This window comes from Helicobacter japonicus (genome assembly GCF_000762845.2).
Taxonomy (GTDB): domain Bacteria; phylum Campylobacterota; class Campylobacteria; order Campylobacterales; family Helicobacteraceae; genus Helicobacter_C; species Helicobacter_C japonicus.
This window is the reverse complement of sequence record NZ_JRMQ02000002.1, coordinates 105,457-127,384: the sequence shown is the minus strand read 5'-3', so window position 1 is coordinate 127,384 and position 21,928 is coordinate 105,457. Positions and strand designations below refer to the sequence as shown.

Here is a 21,928-nt window from a genome sequence, read left to right as displayed (position 1 = left end):
GATACAAAATGATTTCAGATAACATTGTAAAAATGCTTAATGAACAGATTGCAAAAGAAATGTATGCAGCAAACCTTTATCTAAGTATGAGCTCTTGGTGTTACGAAAATAGCTTTGATGGTGCAGGATTATTTTTGTTTCAACACGCTGATGAGGAAAGCGGACACGCAAAAAAACTCATTACTTATCTCAACGAAACAGATTCTAAAGTGAATATCGCACAAGTGGCGGCTCCAGAATCTCAATTTAGTAGTTTGCTTGATGTGTTTGAAAAAACTTATGCACACGAGCAAAAAATTACTCAATCTATTAATGATCTTGTAGATTTTACGCTCACAAATAAGGATTATCCAACATTTAATTTCTTACAATGGTATGTAAGTGAGCAACACGAAGAAGAAGCACTTTTCCGCGGCATTGTAGATAAAATTAAACTCATTGGTTCAAGCGGTGATGGTCCTTATCTTGCCGATAGATTTATCAAAGAACTTGCTTCAAAATAACCTCAAAATAAGCTCCCTTATGTTAGATTCTTATAGAATCTAACTTGATTCCTAGGTTTAAAGTTATAGGAAACACAAGAAAAAGGAGAGCATATGCACCATATCTTTACTCACAAAAATATTCTTATTCTTGTAAGTGGTTCTATTGCTGTTTATAAAATGCTTGATTGCATCTCGCAGCTTGCAAAATATGGCGCACATATAAGAGTTGTGATGAGTGAAGAATCTCGCGCATTTATTGCCCCACTAAGCTTTGAAGCTTTAAGTCATAATATTGTTTTACACGATGATAATCAGTTTTGGTATAGCACACAAGAAACAAGTGCAAATCATATCTCTTATGCAAAATGGGCTGATATTGTGCTTGTTGCTCCAGCAACTGCAAATACTATCGCAAAAATTGCTTGTGGCATTGCTGATAATGTTTTGCTTTCTACACTTTTAGCAAGTTGTGTGCCAAAACTTTTAGCCCCTGCAATGAATACTGCTATGCTTAATGCTTCTCAAACTAAACAAAATCTTGCCATATTAGAATCTATGGGCTATGAGATTATCCCTCCGCGTTCAAGTGTCCTTGTATGTGGAGATGAAGGAAATGGAGCACTTGCTCAAGTGGAAGAGATTATTTTTATGCTTGGCAGGAGGCTTATAAAACATACATTTTGGTATAAACGCAATGTTATCATCAGTGGCGGGGGGTCAAAGGAGAATATAGATTCTGTGCGTTATATTTCTAATCGTAGCAGTGGCAAGCAAGCAAGCTATCTTGCTTTGGCTTTGTATATGCTTGGTGCAGAGGTAACACTCATTGCGAGCGCGTTTCCATTCACATTACCTTTAGGTATAAAATGTATGAATGTGGAGAGTGTAAGTGAGTTTAATGAGGCAATTCATAAGGTGCTTGATACATTAGATTCTGTCAATAAACCCATTGTTTTTATGGCAGCAGCACTTGCGGACTACGCGCCAAAACCTCAAAGTGGTAAGCTCAAAAAGGAACATATTGGAGAGAGTTTATCTTTGCAATGTTATAAAACAAACGATGTTTTAGAATCTATTTCATCGCATAAAGCGTATAAAGTAGGTTTTAAGGCAGAAGTTGATGAAACACACGCTTTGCAATATGCTACGAGTATGTTGCAACAAAAAAAATGTGATATGGTATGCCTTAATGTTATAAATGAACAAAATCCATTTGGTAGTGATACAAATGAAATGAAACTTATTAGCACACAAGGTGTAGAAAAAATAAGTGGGAGTAAATTTGAAGTGGCAATGCGTATTGCTGCATCTTTGGAAATCTTACTCACACAACAAGATTCTAAAGATATATAAAAGTTAAAAAGCATAAGAGGTTAGGTTCTATGTTAAGTGGGCTTCAAAAAATTGCCGCTACGCTTAAAAATGCACAAACACCCACGACCTATAATGCTTCTTTGCCTATGCTCATCAAAGTGCTTGCAAAATTAAAAGGTGATATGTATCTCTTGCAGATTGGGGCACAAAAAATTGAAACTAGAAGTCAAAAACAGCTCAATGTGGGAGAGCGATATTGGGGTGAGATGGGACGTAGCTCACTTGGACATATTGCATTAAAGAATCTCATTGCTCAACCTAAAATTATAGAAATGTTTCATAATGCACCTTTAAAATTTTCTCTTCAAAATTTGCAGGAAATGGGGGAACAACAAGATATGTTTGAAGGTTTTAAGGAGTTTTTGACACATAAGCTTGCAGATTCAAGCAGCAGAGAGGAGTTTATATTTTTAGGCAATCTTTTGCTTGGATTAAAGCAAGGTGTGCTTAGCCTTGTGATTAGTGAAAAAGATGAGGTGCTACAAATGAAAAAAAGTGGCACAAACAAAGTTCGCTTTAGTGCTATAATGCCTATTTTAGGGATTGTAGAGGGTGAAATTGGTGTATATAAAGATGGCAATACTTTAGAGCTAAAAGTTTTATATGAAAGCACAAAGTCTTTGTTGGAACGCAATCTTACTTCACTTCGCGGATTCAAAGTAGGAAAAATTGTTATAGATACACATCTTATACCACTTTATGAATATAAGGAAGCTTTACTTGATGTGAGGGGCTAGGCTTTGCTATAATGTATAAAGTTTGTGAGAAAGGATAAGATAATGACAAAAGATACGCAAATGCTTGAGATGCAGGATTCCTATAAAGTGCCAGATTTTGATGGCTTTGTGCGTGAAGCAACTCCTATTTTCAAGGAGAGAATCTATACAGATTATCTGCATCGCTTTGCCTATGGTATTGATGCTTCTTGTTATGCGTATGTGCCACGCGTGGTTGTGAGAGCATTTGATGAAAATGAGATTATCAAGCTTTTTGCTTTGAGTGATAAATATAATGCACCACTTACGTTTAGAGCAGCAGGAACAAGCTTAAGTGGGCAGGCTTGTAGTGAATCTGTGCTTGTTTTGGCAAATGCGAGGTGGCAGGATATACACATAAGTCCTGATGCAGAAAGTATTTTTTGTGAATGTGGTGTGATAGGGAGTGAAGCAAATGATGCCCTAAAGCCATTTGGTAAAAAAATTGGACCAGATCCAGCGACTATTAATAACGCAATGATTGGTGGGATTTTTTCTAATAATTCAAGCGGTATGTGTTGTGGTGTGAAGCAAAATAGCTACAACACAATTAAATCTGTGCGTGTAATACTTCACAACGGCTTTGTGCTTGATACGAGTGAGGGAGCAAAAAAAAGCGAAGATATACATTCTTTTTTGCAATTTCATAAGGATAAAGCAGATGCACTCTTAGCTTTAAGAGAAAAGATTCTAAAAGATAAGAATCTCTGTAAGCTTATTGAGCGTAAGTTTGCTATTAAAAATACTACAGGCTATAGTATCAACGCCTTGCTTGATTTTGGTTCTATAAAAGATATTTTAAATCACATTTTTATAGGAGCAGAAGGGACTTTAGGCTTTATATCAAGGGTAGAGTATGAGTGTGTGCCAGATAATGCCTTTAAGGCGTGCGCTTTACTTTTTTATGCAGAATTAAATTCTGCAGCAAAAGCGGTGCAAATTCTTGCAAAAAATGATGATAAGGTAAGTGCGGCAGAGATTATGGACTATGCGTGTTTAAAATCGGCTAAAGGTTTGGAGGGCGCACCAAAAGAACTTAATAGTATTAAAAAAGGACAATGTGCGCTTTTGGTGCAATTAGATGATAATACAAAAAAGGGATTAGAATCTAAAATCAGTTTTATTAGTAATTTGTTGAGTGAAGCCCCTAGCCTTTTTGGAACACATTTTAGTAGTGATGCGAAAGAAATGGATTCTTGGTGGAAAATCCGCAAAGCTCTTTTGCCTCTTTCTGCAAGTTTGCGCCCAAGCGGGAGTATTGTTATCACTGAAGATATTTGTTTTCCTATAGAATCTTTTGCTAAAGGGATTGAAAAAATTACACGACTTTTTGAAAAATTTAAATATGAGGGTATTATCTTTGGACACGCACTTTCAGGGAATGTGCATTTTATCATAACACCACATTTGGGGCAAAAGAGTGAAGGTGAGCGATTTGGTGCATTTATGGAAGCTATGGTAGAGAGCGTGTTAGCACTTAAAGGAAGCACAAAGGCAGAACACGGCACGGGAAGAATGGTTGCACCATTTGTGGAGAAAGAATGGGGAGCAAAGGCTTATGAGATAAATTGTCATATCAAGCATATTTTTGATCCACAGGGGCTTATCAATCCCGATGTAATTATTTCTAATAATCCTCAAATTCATTTACAGAATCTTAAAGATTCTACACAGGTAGAGGATTTTATCAATCAATGTATGGAATGTGGATTCTGTGAAAAGGTATGCCCGAGCAAGGAGCTTACTCTCACACCGCGACAACGTATCGCCGTGCGTAAAGAAATACAGAGACTTGAAAATATCACAAATAGGAATGCGGAGCAAGAGGAGATACTCAATGAACTTAAACAAGGCTATAAATACTATGGTGTCGAGACTTGCGCGACTTGTTCAATGTGTGCTACACTTTGTCCGCTAGAGATTGATACATCACGCATAGCCTTAGAACTTAAACCTTTGGTTACACATAATGCTGAATCTGGGGCTTTTGGCACATTTATAGCAAATCAAACAAGTAAGCATTTTGCCTCAACGATAGAGATACTTAAAAGTGGCATTAGCTTGAATAATGCGCTTTTTTCTGCCTTTGGTGCGAATGTGATAAGTGATTTGAGTTTAAAGGCACACAGGAATTTGCATACTCCTTATGTGCCAAAAGCATTTCCCCAAGCTAATCATTATGCTTTGAAATCTAAAATGATAAAGCAAGATGAAAAAACAACATTAAAAGTGGAGAAAGTAATTTATTTTAGCACTTGTATCAATCGTGCCTTTGCTCCAAGCAAAAAAGCCCTTGATAAGCGCAGTTTGCAAGAAGTATTTGAATCTGTGTGTAAAAAAGCAAATGTGAGCGTGATATATCCGCGCAATTTACGCAATCTATGCTGTGGCAAGGCGTATAAAGACTATAAGGAAAGTGCGTTACATAAGGCACAGGAGCTTTGCCATACATTTCAAGCTATGCAAAAAGATGGTGAAGTTGCCATAGTATGCGACCATAGTGCGTGTAGCTATGAAATAATGCAGTATGTGCGCACCATTGCAGTAGATTCTAAGCTAAAAATTTATGATATGCCTCAATATGTAGAATCTGTGTTATTAGAGAGGCTTAATATCACACCTAAAGATGAGGATATTGCTTTTTATGCAATGTGCGCGACTAAAAAAGGCAAGTGGAATGGTGTGCTAGAAAATATTGCAAAAGCTTGTGTGAGCGGTGAGGTGATTACACATAGCAAGACACAATGTTGTGGTTTTGCAGGAAATAAGGGTTTTATGTGTCCTGAACTCAATGAGAGCGCATTGAGAGAATTACAGATATTTTATGCAGATAAACATAAAAGCACATTGCAATCTAAGGGTATTAAACGCGGATTTGCAAGCTCAAGCACTTGTGAGATTGGCTTAAATGACAAAACTGATATTGTATGGCAGAATCTGCTGTATTTGGTCGATGAAGTGAGTAGTGCAAAATCTTAGAATCTAGGTATTTTAGATTTTAAGGGGAGTTGGTGGGTATAAATACGACATAACGTTTTGTAACGCGTAAGGTATTGCTACTTGAAGGGTGTAAGATAGAGCCGTGTATATCAAGGAGTATGCTTTGAGTATCAAGTTTGGTGAGGGCAGTGCGGAAATGATAGTTTTGTGGCAAGTAAAATTCTTGATTCTGGCAGCTTCCAAAGTCGCGTTCTCTAAGGCATAGCATAATCATATTTTTGAGAGAGCGTGCGTAGAGTTGGAGTTGAACTTTAGCGTGGAGCGTGTTATGGGTATAGGAGCGTTGATAGGATTGATTGAGGTAGAATCCGCAAGCAAGCCCAATAGAGAGGATAAATAAAATTGCATAAACAAGATAGAATCCACCACGCATTTTAGGGGAGTGTCTCTTGTGCGTTGTAGGTTGCATTATTGCCATACTACAATCTCATCAAGCCATACACCACCATTTTCACAATGATTTTTTATCGGGGCTTTTACACAAAGTTGCATTTCAAGGAAAGTGCCTTGTGTGGAGGAGATTGGCGTAATAATAAAAGAGGATACATCATTTATAAGCGGTGCATTATCAAGCCATAGAATGTTATCGTGTAGCGTAAGTGTGTGGTTCTGTATAGGAAGAATGAGGTGAGGTGAGTGCAAAGGCTTCCTATCAAGATAGATAATATCATCGTGAATACGCGCAATAGAATAGGGTTTAAAGGATTCTCTAGGCTGGGTAATGAGATATGCCTTTTGTGAAGTTTGCCAACCTTTGAGTGGTTTAAAATATAATATTTCATCGTAATGTGAATCTATGACAAGTGATAAAGTGGGCAAAAGTGTATCATTTTGCACTTCTTGAAGACTATTTTTCACTCCACCTCCAAAAAGCAAAGATTCTTGTAGGCTTGAAAAGCTGATATTGGAGCTAGGAGCGTTAAGAGGTGCCCCATTTGATTGTAGGGATTCTATAATGGCGTATTGCAAAATATTTTCAATTTTAAGTAGAGCAATGTATGGACTAGAATCGCTTATGGCTTTTGTATAGGAGATATTTTTGCTGATTTGTAAAAGCATAGAGCTACAAATAATACCAATAACACCTAAAATGATAATGCATACAATCGCTTCAAAAAGTGAAAAGGCATTGTGTGATTGGCGATATGTAGGCATTAGCGTAGAGCATTGGGTGTATAAAATCGTAATGTTTCAAGTGTGGAGGGAATCGTGTAGCTTTGTTCTAAAACTTCATAGACAAGATGAGGTTGAGAATACGGACTAATGCTTGTAAGCGTATGTGTGGGAGCGAGAAAAAGCTGCTTGTAGGTTGCATAAGTTGTTGGTGATTTTGGGGCTGTAAATGTGTAGAGAAAGCTAAAGGCAAGCCCAAAAGCACTTGCACAAATACAAATCCCCATAACTGCATCAAGAAGCATAAAAGCTTGATGTGAATTTTGAGGTTGCTTGATCATTTTGACTCTAAATGTTGTGTGTCTTTAATAAAGACTTGACATTCAAAATATGCTTTTTGTATTGGTGTAACATATTTTTCTATTCTGCTATAAGATATTTCAAGCACAAATTTCCATCGCCCCAAAGGAAGATTGTTAAGAATCTCACTTTCCCAAAGTGCATCATTATGAATTCTATCAAGATTTAAAGGTCTTAGCTCACCTAAATCTTGAATCTTATTTGCTTCGTGCATAGAATCTAAAAAAAGCTGTATTTTATCAATTTTATAATCATCTGGAAGAATCTTGCGCTGAAGGTCTATATGTAGCTTTACCCCATTGGGAGAGATAATGCTTGTTGGTATCTTGGCTTTTATATCAGGACGATTAGCTGGGGTATAATATGGAAAAACAAAGCTGTTATTAGCATATATTCCTTTTTCATCACTTAGCCAAATCTTGTAATCATAAATGCTGTTAAAGAGAGTTTGTTCTTTAATGATTTCATTAATATTCTCATCTACAATACGCTTTTTTGCAAAATAGGTATTTTCATCTTGGATAGGATTTTTCATTGCAATAGTGATAGATACACTTACCATAAATACACCAAAAAGCAGCACACCTATAATAGCGTGGGGCCAATAATTCTTTTCTTTCATTTTTACTCCTTAATGACTATTTCTTGCGTGTGAGATAAATAATGCCAATGATGCCAAACATAATGAGGAGCATAGCATACATACTAAATCGCACAAAATCTCTACCCCCACTTTCATCTACAGACATATTGTTTTCAAGATTCACATTAAAATGTTCGGCAATCATATCGGCTGCTTGTGCATAGCCATTAAGGACAACAGCCGATACAAGTTGGGGCGAGAGTGCCTCATCTTTTTGTTTTGGTAAAAGCGGCACCATATATTCAAAATATACTTTGTCTTCATCAAAATATTTATGAGGTTCGGAGCTGACAATACCCATTTTCTCATCATTTCTCATAAAGAAAATAAGTGTATATGGCGTTTTTAGATGTTGCAAAAGAGAATCTTTGTATTGAGTGCGTCTAAGTTTTGCCAATTCTTTGGGTGGTAATGTTTTATCAGTGATATTTTGTTGAGATTCTGGGGTTTTATCAACAACGGCTACATACAATGAATAACCCGTTTTTGAGAAAAGCTCATTTGAGAGAATCTCCACAAATTCTACACTTTTTGGAACTAAAAGCCAATCACGATTGTCGGAAACATAAGACATTTGGGAATCTAGCTTATCTGCACACAAAAAAGAGATATAAAAAAAGAGGCTAGCTAAAACTAGCCTCTTAAATAAGTGAGGCATTTGTTAAACCAAATGCAAGAAGAAGTTAGGAATAAAAGGAATGATGATTGTTGTAATGATAGTAATGACAATCAACGTTCCAAGTATCTTTTCAATAAGCGTAAGTTTCATACTAACCTCCTAATTTGTGCTTTTGCGATATTCAGCATTATCGGTGCTGATTTGCTTGATTGAATCTACGTGTTCAATTTTGTAGTATGATGTTGCTACACTTTGTTGTGTGAGGATAGCACAAGTGCCTAATCCTGCAACGATGCTAAGCAATAGTACCACTGCTATAATAAAGCCTGTTAAGCCATTTAATCCAAATAAACCATTCATACCATCCTCCTTATTCTGCAGAATCTAAAGAACGAATATATTCGTTAAGTGCTTCTTTTTGACTTGGTGCAAAATTAGCGTATTCAAATGAAGGCATAATACCAATAACGCCTTTTTTACCCTTTTGTAGCACTTCTGCAAGAAAGCTTGTTGCACCGTATTTGCTCAAATCTGGAGCAAAACCATCAAGTCCGCCTCCATTACCTTTGCCTTCGTCTCCGTGACAAGCTGCACAATGTTCTGCAAAGAGCTGCTTGCCTTTATCAACTTCAAGTGGATAGTTTGTGTGTTTTACACTTGAAATATCTTGCATAACATAAGCTGCTATGGCTTTTGCATCACTATCACTCATTTCAATAGGAGCCATTTCACCTGCAATATAGTCTAGTCCCTTGCTACCATTTTTAATTACATCAATGATACCAGCTTCTTTAGCCCATTTTGTGAGATCTTGTGCTTTTCCGTCCATACCCTCTGCTGTAATTCCGTGGCATTGTGAGCATTGCACCAAGAAAATGCTTTGTCCCATATCTTTTAAGCCATTTTGGTCGAGATTCGCCCAAGTAGAAGCATATTTTTCATTGTAATTTTGAACCTCTTGGTTGTATTCGCCAATTTGTGAATATGCATTAAGTGGGTAACCTAAAAAGATATACCAAAAGCCCCAAATGAGCACACCTAGAAAGCAAGCAGCCCAGCCAACAGGAAGGTTATTTGTTTGCTCGCCAATTCCATCCCAGCTTTCGCCACTATCTTCGCCTTCAGCTTTGCCATCTTTAATTTTTTTGAGATATACCCCCATCACAAAGATGGTGAGTACCAAGATAACAAAAGCACCTAGTAACCCTAGTGTTGTTATATTATCTGACCAATTCATCTAGTTCCCCTTTATTGGATTTTTGTTTTCGTGGTTCAATGGGTTCATCATCAAGATTATCATTTAATGCCAAATTGGCATATTTCTCATAATCCCTTTTGCCTTTAGCTTGTGAGGAGTAGAGATGATAAACATAACCATACAAAAATGCTACGAGTAGAAGCGTAACGATGAGATAAATCTCTTTTTGATTGCTGATGATAAAACTCATTAAGAACTCTCCTATCATTGTGCTGCCTGTGATAATTGTGTCGCTGCACGGCGAGATTGTCCAAGACTATTCATATAGGCGATAAGTGCTACAATTTGTTTTACTTCACCTTTTTCAAATGCGTCTTTTACATCTTGGCTTATCATTTCATCAACAACAGCCTTAGCCTCTTGCATAAAGATTTCTTTTGCTTTTGCAAGTGTATCAGGATTGCCTTTTTCATAAGATTGCGCACCAATTTGCACTCCACCTTCTATATCATAAGGCACATTAAATACAACTTTTTGTGTGTAAGCCTCTGCAAATGCAGTCTCAAAATCAGCATTTTTTGTATAGAGATGCTCATAAGCTGGCATAATCGAGCCTGGTACACGAGATTTAGGATCTCTCATATGCCCATCGTGCCAATCAACTGCATTACGGCTATCACCCACTCTGTGTAAATCTGGTCCTGTGCGTTTTGAACCCCACAAGAATGGTCTGTCATAGGCGTATTCACCACTAAGACTATATGAGCCATATCTGTCTGTTTCAGCTTTAAAAGGTCGAATAAGCTGTGAATGGCAATTATAGCAACCTTCAGCTATATAAACTTGTCGTCCTGCTGTTTCAAGTAAAGAATAAGGTCTTAAACCTTCTATAGGTTGAGCTTTTTTTGCAAAGCCGGGTAAAACTTCTACAAGCCCTGCAATAGAAAAAACCAATAAAAACGCAACCGTAAAAAAGAATGGATTTTTTTCTAAAAAACTAAACATTTCTCACTCCTCCTTTATGCTGCCATTGGTGTAGCATTTTGGGGTTCTTTTTCAAGCACCCTGCCTGATGAAATAGTCATAAGAATATTGTAGATAAACATAATAAATCCTATGAGATACATTAAGCCACCAATTGCACGAATAAGATAGTATGGGAATAGTGCAGTAACAGTATGGATAAAGCTATAAACAAGACTTCCATTTGCATCAACATCTCTCCACATCATACCTTGTGTAATACCTGCAATCCACATACTTGAGAAGTAGAGGATAATACCTGTTGTCATAATCCAAAATTGTGCGTCCATAAGCTTTTTAGAGTAGAGTTCTCGCTTAAAGATACGAGGTACCATATGGAAACAAGCTGCGATTACCATAAATCCTACCCAACCAAGTGCAGCATCATGCACGTGTCCTATAATCCAATCTGTAAAGTGAGCTAAACCATTGACTGAACGAATAGATTGAATTGGTCCCTCAAGTGTAGTAAGCATATACCAAGTTGAAGCAAGAATAAGGAATTTTATCATTGGAGATTCCTTGATTTGATGCCATTGTCCGCGCATAGTAAGAAGCATATTGATAGCTGTACCCCAAGAAGGTAAAATCAAAATGACAGAGAATACTGATCCGAGTGTTTGAATCCAATCAGGCGTAGTTGAGTAAATAAGGTGATGCCCGCCTGCCCAGATATAAATAAACATAAGTCCCCAGAATGAGAATAATGTAAGCTTATATGAGAATATAGGCTGTCCAGATTCTTTAGGAAGGAAGTAATAGATTAACCCGATAATACCTGAAGTAAAGACGAATGCAACGGCATTATGCCCCCACCACCATTGCACCATCGCGTCATTTGTTCCTGCATAGAAAGAAATAGAATGTAAAATACTTCCTATACCTGCAACAAAATAAGTTGGAACTGAAAGGTTGTTGAAGATATAAAGCGCAGAAATACCAACAAATGTAGCGATAAAATACCACAATGAGATATAAATTGTCTGTTCGCGTCTTACACCCATACTACCGAATAAGCTCACACCCCACAATACCCATACAACAACAACCATAATATCAAGAGGCCAAATAAGCTCTGAATATTCTTTTGATTGTGTCAAACCAGCAAAAAGTGAAATGACTGCAAGAGCCATAAGCACGATGTAAATCCAAAAATGTGCTAAGCCTACTGCACGCAAGAAACAATGCTCTTTGTAGGTAATCTTAAGCACCCTTTGTCCTAAATAATACCACGAAGCCCAAATTCCACTAAGCGTAAAACCATAGATGATACCATTAGTGTGAAGAGGTCGAAGCCTACCAAAAGTCCCATATTCTGAAGCTAAATAGTTTAAATCCGGAAATGCCATTTGGAATGCAATAACTACCCCAATGAGTAGTCCCACAAAACCAAATGCCATTGCAGAAAAAACAAATAACTTAGCAATTGAGTAATCATACTCGAGCGTGTTTGTCTGCATTGCAGTCTCCTTAATTTTGATTTAAATGCGAGCTGATTCTAATGTGTTTGAAGTTATAGCTACCTTAAAAAGTTAATCAAAAAATAACAAAATTTTTAAGAATTATGAGAGAATGAAAAAATTTTCTATTTTGTGCTGAAAATTAGCATAATCCTGTTGTGACATTTGATTATGTATAAGTAGATTAGAATCTTGATAATGAGGTTTTGTATCTGCATTAAATTCTGCCCACAGCAGTAATCGGAGCTTTTGTGGCACAGCAGAAGAAGAGCATAAAGATTTAAAAGATTTTGCCATAGGTATTGGTGTTACTATTTTATACATAGAAAGCAAATCAAGGGCAATAAATATTGCTTTATCATTTTTTGTAATAAGAAGTTGGTGAATTTTGCAATTAAAATCAGTTTTTTGAATTTCTTCCCTCTGTTTGGCACTCAACACATAACCATACATTTTAGAAACTTTATCACAGGCGAGCAAAAGCATATATGGTTTATTTTTTTGAAAAGAAAATATAGCACATTGTTGAGTATGGTGTATCTTATCTGTGTGGGAATCTTGAGAAAACACAGAATTGCTCAACTTTTGCCTCAACGACTGAAGATATAGAATCCGTGGCGTAAGTAAGGAATGAAGATATTGTTTATCTTGAGAGAGATACTGCATACTTTTAGCAATCCCCTCGCCAAAGCTGCTGATAAGTTCATTGCAAAAATTATACCGAAAATAATTGCGTCTAAAAGTTGTGTCTGCATTACTCATATCTTCAAAATATCGTAAATTGCGCTCATTACAAAATTGATAAAGCTTATCTTTGGGTATAGATTCTAGAGGGCGAATAATGGGATATTTACACCCTTCATCAAATCCTAGTAGATTGCTTATTCCTGCTCCTTGTGTGAGTTGCATCATAAACCACTCAAGGCGGTCATTAAGTTGGTGAGCAAGAATAAGGGAGTGGTATCCATAAATAGAAATAATTTCATCAAAAAATTCAAAGCGAAAATGTCGTGCATTATGCTCGAAATTAGATTTAAATTGTGGAGCGTGTGCAACAAAGCATTGTTTATTGTGAAGCTGTGCTAATTCCTTAGCATACGTAACTTCATCATCAGCTTCTTTACGCGTATGATAATGCACGATGGCTATGTCAAAATCTATTTTAAATTCAAGGAGGAGAAAAAATAATGCCACAGAATCTACTCCGCCAGAGAATCCAAGCAGATTCTTAGAATTTTGCAAAAATGGTAACTTTTCTGCAATTTGAGAGTGAAGTAGTGAATCTACAAGTGGTAAAAAATGGGGCATAACAAACCTTTCATTTAAAAGCCCATATTATAGCATATAACGCAAAATACCTTAGGATTCTAGGTGTCTAGTTAAAGAGAGTAAATCTTGATTGCAATTCTTAGCTATGTTTGTGAGGATTGTGCTGGCTTTTGCCGTGAGGGTTGCCACTGCCACCAAAAACTTGTTTAATCTCACCATTTGGCAAAATATCATATGCTGCACCAAAACCTTTAACAAATCGTCCTAGTCCTAGTTTTAATTCTATAAGATGAAAATCTTGCATTTGTCGGATTGTTTTAATGCCTCCTGCTCCGTCCATAGTGGATTCTAGTTGGTTGAGAGCTTGAGTGAATTCTTCACAATCACGCTCAATAAATCTCGCTTCTGCGCGATATTTTAAACGTTTGCGTAAGATGACAGATTTTGCTTTGCTTTCATCCTCAAGGAAAAATATTTCAATTTTGTCTGGATTTACAGAAATACTCGCAAAATGTTCAGCAACCTCACTGATGTAGATATAAAGTTTATCGTGAATTTGCATTAAGGGTGCATAGGAGACAACTGCATAGCCGTTTTTATCAACACTTGCAATAATAATTGAGCCAAATTCTTTTTTGAATGTAGCAATTTCAGTGCCTATATCTTTACTATCAGCAGTTTTTGCTCCTTGACATAAGGCGATAATAGCATCTTTAAGAGTATTTTCATTTGCTTTTTGTGGAAACTCTACGCGTAAAGAAGCATTATCATTGTAGATAATATCTAAGCCTTCAAAATCTACATTTGTAAGCTCCACATTTTGCACTTCGCCATTTATCAGTGCCTGTGCTTTACCATATTTTTTACAGAGAGCAATAAGCTCATTTTTGTGATGTTCATTCATATGTTGAAGTATAGTTTGTGTATTCATTTTGTTACTCCTAATATTGGGATAGTGTCGCATTCATAGGCTATATTTCAAGACAAAATGATAGCCTATTTAGCGTAATCAAACAACAAATAAGGAAGGAAAAAAGATGCTTCTCGCCCACCCACCCAACCAAATCGTAATAATATTGCTCTAACAATTTTATTTTATGGAAACATCATTTTAAAAACAAGTCTCATTTTAATATAATAAATCTTAAATATAAATTAAGAACCATTATTAACTTACAAGATTCTTAATGCAAGGATTTAAACGCGCAGGATAGGTAGATTCTAAGTTATAAACTAAAGTGGGTCAAAGTGCCTAATACACTATATTTAGTCGCTCTTTAAATCGCACTTCAAAGTTTAAGAAATGCTCTAAATCTATATCCGCAAAACCATCAAGATAAATATATTCATCGCTTGTTTTTGCCAAAGTTTCAAGCACTTTTTTATCACATTCTATGCAAAAATAGGAATCCTCGCATTTGTAGAGTTTGTTTTCTATCACGACTTGCAAGGTTTGACTTAGGGTTTTGCCCGCAGATAAGGCTAGATTGATTGCTTTATCTAATGCACTTAAATTTGCGTTAAATTCAAGTTTGAGTGAGCTTTCGTCGCTTAGTAGTTCGGGTTTAGATTCTAGGGTAAAAACATTCAAGCAAGTGTTAGCATTTATTTTCTTTGCTGCTCGTTTCACCCTCTCTATCGTAATATCGCTAATTGCAGGATTTTTACTCCCTAGCTCCTTTTTGCAAAAATCATAGGCGACTTTGTTTTTCTCTTGATTGATTGGCTCATCAATCTGCACCAAAATACATTCTCTATTGCCTTTATCCTCTGCGTTAAGCTCCATTACTGCTTGTGCGGTTGTCCCACTCCCTGCAAAAAAGTCTAGGATAATGTCGTTTGAATTGGTGGAAGTTGAAATTTGGAGCAAATCTTTAATTAAATAGACAGATTTTGAATAGTTAAAAACATTTTCGTTGTTAAAAATCTCTTTGATTGTGTTAGAACTCACTGAAGTAGAATATTTTGGGGAATAACAAGTGGTTTTTATTTTTTTACTTGGCAAATCACCCAAAACAGGTCTTTGTTTTTTGATAAAATTAAAACTATTTTCTGTTTTTTTAACAATTAATTCGTGCTTATTATTTCTTAAAAACTCTTTACCCCAATTCCAACACATTTCTTTACCATTTGTTAGCGGTAAAACTTCTATGTAAAATTCATTGCTTTTTTCCAAAGATATTTCCATATTATCGTTAAGATAAATAGGATAAAACATACTTGGGCGTTTTTCTCTCGGGGCATTTTCTCCTGTGCCTTTTATGTTTCTACCTTCTTTCCAATATCCTAAATCATCAATATTCCATTTTTGTAGGTTTTCATCATCTTCTTGTATTTTTAATTCATCAATTTTTAAAATTTCTCTATTTTTTGCATATATTAAACAATATTCATTGGTTTGAGATATGCCATCAGTATTATTATTTCCTTTTAAATTATCAACGACACAGAGACAAGCCACAAAATTCTCCTCTCCAAAAATTTCATCACAAAGCAGTTTTAAATTTGCTTGTTCGTTATCATCAATGCTGATAAATATCACGCCATCCTCTCTAAGCAAATCCCTTGCAAGTTTAAGTCTCGGAAGCATAAAACTAAGCCAACCGCTATGGGATTTGCTCCCTGTGATATTGCGAAAGAATTGCAAGGTTTCAGATTCTACCTCATTGCCCTCCTCATCTATTTCAAGTAAGCCCACCTCGCGTAAAATTGCTTGATAATCTGCCCTAAAATCATCGGGGTAGATAAAATCATCATTTCCTGTGTTGTAGGGTGGGTCAATATAAATCATCTTGATTTTTTCACTATAAGCAGATTTTAGAATCTTAAGTGCGTCAAGGTTGTCGCCTATGATAAGGGTGTTTTGGGTGGCATTGCCTAAATTTGAAAAAGCCGAAATCTCTTTATTGTTAGAATTTTCTTTTATGAGAGGGCGGAGGGGCTTGAATTGCGAAGTCGCTCCCTCCTCCCTCTCAAACTCTCCCTCCACCCCGACAACGCTTTTTAAGGTTTGCACTTCATTTGATTGATTTTGAGATTCTTCACCTGCTAAAGAAGGTTCAGAATGACAAAATATTTCTTTATGTTTTAGCACTTTTTGGCAAGGAGTAGTATAAAGTGCGTTTGCTAAGCCTTTGCCTGTGAAAGTGAGTTCATAGCCTTGTAGATTGCTTATATCTTTCCCTAATAATGCGGCAATGGCATTTAAGCTTACTTGCCCCTCTCTTATACTCTGTGGGAAGTGTGTTTTTAGCATTTCTTCAAGTGGATTAGAATCTTTACTATCAAGGATTTTTATACCCTTTTGTGCTACTTGGTCTTTATCTATCATACCTTATCCTTTAATGTGCTTTTTATGGTATCAAGCAAAGATTGCTTATTTATGCGTGTAGTAAAAATCACTTTGGTGTTTTTAAGATTGCTTTGCAAGGATTCAAAAAATCTTTTAGCATAGTCAATTTTATATTGCTCTTCTGCGGGAATATCGCTCTCTTTATCATATCCTTTTGTTTCACAGACAAAAAAGATTTTTTGCCCCTTTTTGTCTTTTAAAAGATAGGCAAAATCTGGTTGATATGCTTTAAAGGGAGTGGGAATGCTAAATTTAGGAAGCTTTGCAAAAACTTCTATGCTTTTATGCTCAATATTTTCCACATTTTCTAATATCACTTCCTCCTCAATTTTAGAATCCCAAATGGCTTTATCATAAAGATACTTATCGCTTGGCTCTTTATCTTTGCTTTCATATCTACCTAACTTATGCTTATAAATCTCCTCTTTTGGCTCACCCTCACGCGTATAAAGTGGGTCGTTCTCGCTAAATGTAAATGCTGTATTTGAAAATACATTTTGACAAAATTCATAACTCACGCAAGAGAGTAAATTTGTGTGCAAGGAATCGGTGATGATATTTTTGAACGTGGCAAAAGCTTTTTTGGGTGAATTATAAAAATTCTCGTGATTGAGTGCGTTATAAATTTCATATATAAGCTTAAGTGGTAAATATGAATCTTTGGCAAAATCAAGCAAAAGTGTCGATAGTTCTTTTTGTAAGGCTTTTTTATAGTTTTTGTCTTTTAGCGTGGCAGAATCTGCAACGATGATTTTATTTTGTGTAGCGTCATAGATTTTGCACTCATAGGTGATAGATTCTTTTTCAATTTTAGTTTGATTAAATGCTTTTGTGATAGAGTTAATAAGGGTTTGTTTATGGATATTGTGGTAGGTCAATTGCACTTTGGCATTTATCGCGTGCCATAATTCTTTAAAGTCTTTGGCTAGTTCTTTGCGGATTTTCACTTTTTCTTGCGGGATATTTGCATTTTCTACCTGTTTGTGTTTATTTTCTGGCTCTTTAAATTGCTCTAGCACCCACGCAAAATCATCACCTAAAATCTCTTTTACTTCTACATTGTCTTTTATCGCTTCATAAATAGGGGAGATAATTTTATAGGTATTGTTTTCCTCGTTGTATTCAATAACTTTTAATCGTCTCCTTAGTAAGTAGATAAAATCATCACTTTTTTCTTTGTGTTTTATCATTTCATTTAAGACATTGCCATCGATAAAATCCCCACCAAAGACAAAGCTAGATTCCATAATTTCATTTTGCAATCCCTCTATAAAGCCTAGCTCCTCGCCACTAATTAGCATATCAAGATAATTTATATCAAAAAAGGCATTATCATTAGAATTTAAATAGCGGTTTGTAATGCGTTTGCCCTCACTATTTACACAGATTCTCAAACCCCGCCCTACTTGCTGGTGGCGGCTTGTATCACTGCTAGAATGTGCTAGTTTTGTAAGCGTGAAAATATTAGGATTATCCCAACCCTCCTGCAACGCCCACACGCTAAAAATAAAACGCAAAGGAGTATCAAAAGAAAGCAACTTTTCTTTCTGCTCTAAAATCATTTTAATATCATTGGCTTCAATGTTTTCTTTGGTGTTCTTTTTCTTTGCAATTCCTTGACTATCGCCGCTAAAATAACCCTGATGAACACGTAAATTCCCGCTTTCATCAAAATCTTTTGCTAGATAATCTTTGTAGTTTTGGGGTAAATGTGGATTAGATAAAATTTCTTTACGTTTTTGCTTATAAAGCCTTTCAAATTCGTTTTTGATAAAAGGTGCGCCCTTGCCCTCTACCTCCCTAAAATCCTCAATATTTGGGATAAAAAAGAGACTTAGGGCTTTGATATTTTGAGCAAATAAAATGGCTTCTTTTTCAAAATGTAAGTCTATAGCTTTTTTAAGTAAGGTGGTAATCTCGGAATCTTGGAGTTTATAAGATTTTAGTTTTTCTAATATCTCTCCATTGCTTAAATAGGCTTTATCTTTAGTAGTTTTGACAATATTTACACCACTTAAACTAGAATCTAGTCTCCCTAAATCCGCTCCTTTATAAAAAGTTTCGCACTTTTCTACCCCCGCTTTTAAAAATGAAAGTTTCGCACTTTTGCTATCGGAGACAAGCAAAAAGGGAGCTTGAGAATCTTTAGAAATCGTATGTACACGGATTTGCTTCACAAGATATTTTCTAAACGCACTAATAGAATCTAGACAATATGCAACATTACTTAACTTAAAATCATTATCTTGTGGAAAAGTTGCACCAAAACGAAAATACAATGTTTTAACCTTGCTAAAATAGGCATTAAATGCCTCGCCTTTAAGCAAATGCGGCTCATCAATAATGGAAATAGGATTCAGTGCGGCAATATTTTCAAAAATGCTTTTTGTATCAAAAAGGCTTTCGTTTGATTTGTTGAGGATATTATCTTTTTTATCCATTGCACTATTAGTGAGGATAAGCACGGATAATTCATCAGTGTTTTTAATATAGTGATTGATAATCGCACTTTGGGATTTGCTCCCCTCGTAAGTGTAGATTTTAAGGTGATGTTTGTATTGGTTGTAAAAATAATCTTTGGTAAGGCGGATATTTTGTCTAACAGATTCTAAAATCGCCTTACGTGGAACAAAGATAATGAATTTATTTTGCTTATAGATTTTATGGAGCTCAAAAATAAGATTAAGATAAGTGAAAGTCTTGCCTGTGCCTGTTTCCATTAAAATATCAATATTCAACTTATTACTTAGGGCTTTTATGGGGATTTGTGTATGAAACTTTGCAAAGCAATCTTTTAGATTCTCTGCACTTTGGTGTTTGAAATTGAAGTTTTCTAAAAGAGTAATAATATTCTCAATACATTCTTGCTGATAATCTTGCTTTTCAAAAATCATTTTACTTTTTGCCTTATAAATTTGTGAGTGGTTATTTTAGCAAATTTATACAAATTTCACAGAATCTGTATTGCTTTCCATAATGTCAATATAATAGAAAACGCATAAATACCAATAAGCGCATAGCGATGATTACTTAGCGTAACTTTGCTTATGAGATAAATGCCACAAGCCACGCCAAACATTGATGAAATACCAATAATTAAACCAGATTCAAAATCAATGAGATTGTGTGAAGCAAGTGATACAGAGCCAGAAACTGAAGCAAATATAATGAAAAAAAGTGAAATAGGCACGACTTTTTTAGAATCAAATCCAAGATAGTATGCCAAAAGTGGTGCAAGGATAAGTCCCCCTCCTACCCCTAAGCTCACTGCAAATATGCCTGTGAGGAATCCTGCGCCTATCATAAAATATTTTTTCTTCATAGGATTTGTAATAGGAGGGTTAGGATTTGCAGTAGTTTTGACATTAAAGACATATTTGTAAAAACTCACACAAGAGAGAAGCAAAAAAAGTAAAAGGAGTATTTGGGAGGAGAGTGTATCCACAATTATTCCGCTAAATGATGCCCCAATAAGCCCGCCAAAACCCACAAAAATGCCGTGATAAATGTCAAGTTTTTTTTGAAAAATATTAATCAGTGAGCCAAAAGTTGATGAAAATACCATTTGCATAATGGATATACCGATAGCATATTCCATTTGCATACCAAGCAAGAGTAAGCAAGGCACGATAATCACACCTCCACCTATACCAAAGAATCCAGCTGCTGCACCACTCACACAGCCAATAAGCACTAGAATTTCAACACTCATTTTTTTATCCTAGAATAAAGGCTTATCCATTTCTTGAGGAATGGGCAATCCCATTATTTTTAGCACACTCGGAGCAATATTGTTTAATCCGCCATCATTGAGTTTTGTTACATTATCAGCAAGACAGAAGCACCACACTTGCCCAATCGTATGATTTGTGAGAATATTTCCTGCTTCATCTCTCATTTCTTCGCAATTTCCGTGGTCGCTTGTGATAAATAAAGCATAATGATGATTCTTGGCAGATTCTATAATACGACCTAATTGTTTATCTACCGCTTCTACCGCACTAATGGCTGCATCAAAATTCCCTGTATGCCCTACCATATCGCCATTTGCAAAATTTACAACTATAAAGTCATAACCCTCCTCTATGCCTTTTAGCACTTCATCACCAACTTTTTCTGCGCTCATTTGGGGGAGTAAATCATAAGTTTTGACATCAGGAGAGGGGATAAGCACGCGTTTTTCACCACTAAATTTCTCCTCACGCCCACCATTAAGAAAAAATGTTATATGAGCATATTTTTCAGTTTCTGCAGTGTGAAGCTGTCTTAAGTTATGTGCAGAAATAATTTCAGCAAGAGTATTTTCTACCTTTTGTTTAGGGAAGAGAATCGGATAGGGAAAGGTAGCGTCATATTCTGTCATCGTGGCGATTTTACATTTTACCACGCGACTGCGTTTGAATCCATCAAAATGTGGATTCCCTAAACAATCAACAATTTCACGTGCCCTATCGGATCGAAAATTAATAAATATAAAAGATTCGTTATCATTTATGCCCTTAAATCCACCAAAACTTGCGGGAATAATAAACTCATCAAAAATACCTTCTTTATAGAGAGAACGCACATATTCTTGTGGAGATAATGTAGTAGGATTTGCCCCTGTTGTCAGCACCTCATAGGCTTTTTGCACCCTATCCCAACGTTTGTCTCTATCCATAGCATAGAATCTTCCAGCAATACTTGCAATAGATATATTTTCATTACAGATTTTTTCCATTTGGGCTATAAAATCATTTGCACTTTGGGGTAAAACATCGCGTCCATCAGTGATAAGGTGCAAATAAACTTTTTTACCCTGTGCATTTAAAATCTGTGCAAGTGCTTTAAAATGTGAGATATGAGAATGCACACCTCCATCACTTAGTAATCCACATAAATGCACGACTTTTGTGTCATTACAGGTTTGTAAAAGTGCAGGATTTTCGCCTAATTCATTCTTTTCTATCGCACGGGAGATTTTCACTAAATCTTGATAGAGTATGCGCCCTGAACCAATGCACATATGCCCTACTTCAGAATTTCCCATTTGCCCTTCAGGTAAGCCTACGCTTAGCCCAAAAGTATCAATCATTGCATAAGGAACATTTTTAAAAAGATAGTCATAAGTTGGTTTTTTTGCGTGAAAAAAAGCATTATATTGTGTTTTTTGGCTATATCCGATGCCATCGGTAATTACAAGAATCGTTTTCATAGGCACTCCTTTAATAAGGGATTTATATTAACTAATTGTAGCTAAAATCCAAAACCTTTCATTAACTCAAACCAAAACTCCCC

The 21,928-nt window shown here is 35.9% G+C and carries 20 protein-coding genes; 4 read left to right on the top strand and 16 right to left on the bottom strand.

The genetic code is table 11. The features are described from left to right. The first annotated feature begins 8 nt into the window (after positions 1–8). The 4 genes from ftnA (at position 9) to LS65_RS02225 (ending at position 5,593) form a co-directional block, all read left to right on the top strand. The gene (ftnA, locus tag LS65_RS02240; RefSeq protein ID WP_034361264.1) at positions 9–503 is read left to right on the top strand and encodes a non-heme ferritin; all 495 of its coding nucleotides are present in this window, start codon (positions 9–11) and stop codon (positions 501–503) included. A 93-nt stretch (positions 504–596) separates the two neighbouring features. Further along, on the top strand, positions 597–1,838 hold the full coding sequence (gene coaBC, locus LS65_RS02235; protein ID WP_138129740.1) for a bifunctional phosphopantothenoylcysteine decarboxylase/phosphopantothenate--cysteine ligase CoaBC: 1,242 nt from the start codon (positions 597–599) through the stop codon (positions 1,836–1,838). A 29-nt stretch (positions 1,839–1,867) separates the two neighbouring features. Next, a complete protein-coding gene (locus LS65_RS02230; protein ID WP_034361262.1) occupies positions 1,868–2,596 on the top strand; it encodes a hypothetical protein in 729 nt (242 codons plus the stop codon). A gap of 42 nt (positions 2,597–2,638) precedes the next feature. Then, a complete protein-coding gene (locus LS65_RS02225; RefSeq protein ID WP_236096594.1) occupies positions 2,639–5,593 on the top strand; it encodes an FAD-binding and (Fe-S)-binding domain-containing protein in 2,955 nt (984 codons plus the stop codon). Between the two features lie 19 nt (positions 5,594–5,612). Here the strand turns inward: LS65_RS02225 and LS65_RS02220 are convergent, their stop codons facing one another. The 16 genes from LS65_RS02220 to gpmI form a co-directional block, all read right to left on the bottom strand. After that, entirely contained in the window at positions 5,613–6,032 is a 420-nt protein-coding gene (locus tag LS65_RS02220; protein ID WP_236096593.1) for a hypothetical protein, read from the bottom strand. After that, positions 6,023–6,769 carry a hypothetical protein gene (locus tag LS65_RS02215; RefSeq protein ID WP_034361261.1) on the bottom strand — a complete coding sequence of 249 codons (747 nt, stop codon included), beginning with the start codon at positions 6,767–6,769 and terminating at the stop codon, positions 6,023–6,025. Before LS65_RS02215 ends, LS65_RS02220 begins: the two co-directional genes overlap by 10 nt. Then, entirely contained in the window at positions 6,769–7,068 is a 300-nt protein-coding gene (locus LS65_RS02210; protein WP_034361259.1) for a hypothetical protein, read from the bottom strand. Before LS65_RS02210 ends, LS65_RS02215 begins: the two co-directional genes overlap by 1 nt. After that, positions 7,065–7,709 (bottom strand): hypothetical protein, encoded by a 645-nt coding sequence (locus LS65_RS02205; RefSeq protein WP_034361257.1) that lies wholly within the window; start codon positions 7,707–7,709, stop codon positions 7,065–7,067. Before LS65_RS02205 ends, LS65_RS02210 begins: the two co-directional genes overlap by 4 nt. A 16-nt stretch (positions 7,710–7,725) precedes the next feature. Next, positions 7,726–8,304, bottom strand: a complete 579-nt coding sequence (locus LS65_RS02200; protein ID WP_094777070.1) for a hypothetical protein — start codon at positions 8,302–8,304, stop codon at positions 7,726–7,728. A 204-nt stretch (positions 8,305–8,508) separates the two neighbouring features. Next, positions 8,509–8,709: a DUF4006 family protein gene (locus LS65_RS02195; RefSeq protein WP_034361253.1), complete on the bottom strand. Its 201-nt coding sequence runs from the start codon at positions 8,707–8,709 to the stop codon at positions 8,509–8,511. Positions 8,710–8,719: 10 nt separating this feature from the next. Beyond that, on the bottom strand, positions 8,720–9,586 hold the full coding sequence (locus tag LS65_RS02190; protein WP_034361251.1) for a c-type cytochrome: 867 nt from the start codon (positions 9,584–9,586) through the stop codon (positions 8,720–8,722). After that, complete coding sequence (locus LS65_RS02185) at positions 9,570–9,815, bottom strand: cytochrome c oxidase, cbb3-type, CcoQ subunit (RefSeq protein ID WP_084707888.1); 246 nt, start codon at positions 9,813–9,815, stop codon at positions 9,570–9,572. Before LS65_RS02185 ends, LS65_RS02190 begins: the two co-directional genes overlap by 17 nt. Beyond that, positions 9,812–10,552 (bottom strand): cytochrome-c oxidase, cbb3-type subunit II, encoded by a 741-nt coding sequence (gene ccoO, locus LS65_RS02180; protein ID WP_034361248.1) that lies wholly within the window; start codon positions 10,550–10,552, stop codon positions 9,812–9,814. The genes LS65_RS02185 and ccoO overlap by 4 nt, the downstream gene beginning before the upstream one ends. Positions 10,553–10,566: 14 nt before the next feature. Next, positions 10,567–12,030, bottom strand: a complete 1,464-nt coding sequence (ccoN, locus tag LS65_RS02175; protein WP_034361246.1) for a cytochrome-c oxidase, cbb3-type subunit I — start codon at positions 12,028–12,030, stop codon at positions 10,567–10,569. A 102-nt stretch (positions 12,031–12,132) separates the two neighbouring features. Further along, positions 12,133–13,338 carry a tRNA lysidine(34) synthetase TilS gene (tilS, locus tag LS65_RS02170; protein WP_034361244.1) on the bottom strand — a complete coding sequence of 402 codons (1,206 nt, stop codon included), beginning with the start codon at positions 13,336–13,338 and terminating at the stop codon, positions 12,133–12,135. Between the two features lie 100 nt (positions 13,339–13,438). Further along, positions 13,439–14,230 (bottom strand): HugZ family heme oxygenase, encoded by a 792-nt coding sequence (locus tag LS65_RS02165; protein ID WP_034361242.1) that lies wholly within the window; start codon positions 14,228–14,230, stop codon positions 13,439–13,441. 321 nt (positions 14,231–14,551) lie between these two features. Beyond that, positions 14,552–16,630, bottom strand: coding sequence for a site-specific DNA-methyltransferase (locus LS65_RS10090; protein WP_236096592.1), 2,079 nt, complete (start codon positions 16,628–16,630; stop codon positions 14,552–14,554). After that, on the bottom strand, positions 16,627–19,545 hold the full coding sequence (locus tag LS65_RS02155) for a restriction endonuclease (protein WP_034363875.1): 2,919 nt from the start codon (positions 19,543–19,545) through the stop codon (positions 16,627–16,629). Before LS65_RS02155 ends, LS65_RS10090 begins: the two co-directional genes overlap by 4 nt. 56 nt (positions 19,546–19,601) lie before the next feature. Then, a complete protein-coding gene (locus LS65_RS02150; RefSeq protein ID WP_034363873.1) occupies positions 19,602–20,363 on the bottom strand; it encodes a sulfite exporter TauE/SafE family protein in 762 nt (253 codons plus the stop codon). 9 nt (positions 20,364–20,372) lie between these two features. Then, positions 20,373–21,851 carry a 2,3-bisphosphoglycerate-independent phosphoglycerate mutase gene (gpmI, locus tag LS65_RS02145; RefSeq protein WP_201274302.1) on the bottom strand — a complete coding sequence of 493 codons (1,479 nt, stop codon included), beginning with the start codon at positions 21,849–21,851 and terminating at the stop codon, positions 20,373–20,375. Positions 21,852–21,928 lie beyond the last annotated feature (77 nt).

Coding starts and splice junctions, on each gene's coding strand:
- LS65_RS02195 (WP_034361253.1), bottom strand. CDS start 8,709: ATGAATGGTTTATTTGGATTAAATGGCTTAACAGGCTTTATTATAGCA.
- LS65_RS02205 (WP_034361257.1), bottom strand. CDS start 7,709: ATGAAAGAAAAGAATTATTGGCCCCACGCTATTATAGGTGTGCTGCTT.
- ccoO (WP_034361248.1), bottom strand. CDS start 10,552: ATGTTTAGTTTTTTAGAAAAAAATCCATTCTTTTTTACGGTTGCGTTT.
- LS65_RS02155 (WP_034363875.1), bottom strand. CDS start 19,545: ATGATTTTTGAAAAGCAAGATTATCAGCAAGAATGTATTGAGAATATT.
- tilS (WP_034361244.1), bottom strand. CDS start 13,338: ATGCCCCATTTTTTACCACTTGTAGATTCACTACTTCACTCTCAAATT.
- LS65_RS02210 (WP_034361259.1), bottom strand. CDS start 7,068: ATGATCAAGCAACCTCAAAATTCACATCAAGCTTTTATGCTTCTTGAT.
- LS65_RS02200 (WP_094777070.1), bottom strand. CDS start 8,304: ATGTCTTATGTTTCCGACAATCGTGATTGGCTTTTAGTTCCAAAAAGT.
- ftnA (WP_034361264.1), top strand. CDS start 9: ATGATTTCAGATAACATTGTAAAAATGCTTAATGAACAGATTGCAAAA.
- LS65_RS02150 (WP_034363873.1), bottom strand. CDS start 20,363: ATGAGTGTTGAAATTCTAGTGCTTATTGGCTGTGTGAGTGGTGCAGCA.
- LS65_RS02165 (WP_034361242.1), bottom strand. CDS start 14,230: ATGAATACACAAACTATACTTCAACATATGAATGAACATCACAAAAAT.
- LS65_RS02185 (WP_084707888.1), bottom strand. CDS start 9,815: ATGATAGGAGAGTTCTTAATGAGTTTTATCATCAGCAATCAAAAAGAG.
- LS65_RS02220 (WP_236096593.1), bottom strand. CDS start 6,032: ATGGCAATAATGCAACCTACAACGCACAAGAGACACTCCCCTAAAATG.
- coaBC (WP_138129740.1), top strand. CDS start 597: ATGCACCATATCTTTACTCACAAAAATATTCTTATTCTTGTAAGTGGT.
- LS65_RS02225 (WP_236096594.1), top strand. CDS start 2,639: ATGACAAAAGATACGCAAATGCTTGAGATGCAGGATTCCTATAAAGTG.
- LS65_RS02230 (WP_034361262.1), top strand. CDS start 1,868: ATGTTAAGTGGGCTTCAAAAAATTGCCGCTACGCTTAAAAATGCACAA.
- ccoN (WP_034361246.1), bottom strand. CDS start 12,030: ATGCAGACAAACACGCTCGAGTATGATTACTCAATTGCTAAGTTATTT.
- LS65_RS10090 (WP_236096592.1), bottom strand. CDS start 16,630: ATGATAGATAAAGACCAAGTAGCACAAAAGGGTATAAAAATCCTTGAT.
- LS65_RS02215 (WP_034361261.1), bottom strand. CDS start 6,769: ATGCCTACATATCGCCAATCACACAATGCCTTTTCACTTTTTGAAGCG.
- LS65_RS02190 (WP_034361251.1), bottom strand. CDS start 9,586: ATGAATTGGTCAGATAATATAACAACACTAGGGTTACTAGGTGCTTTT.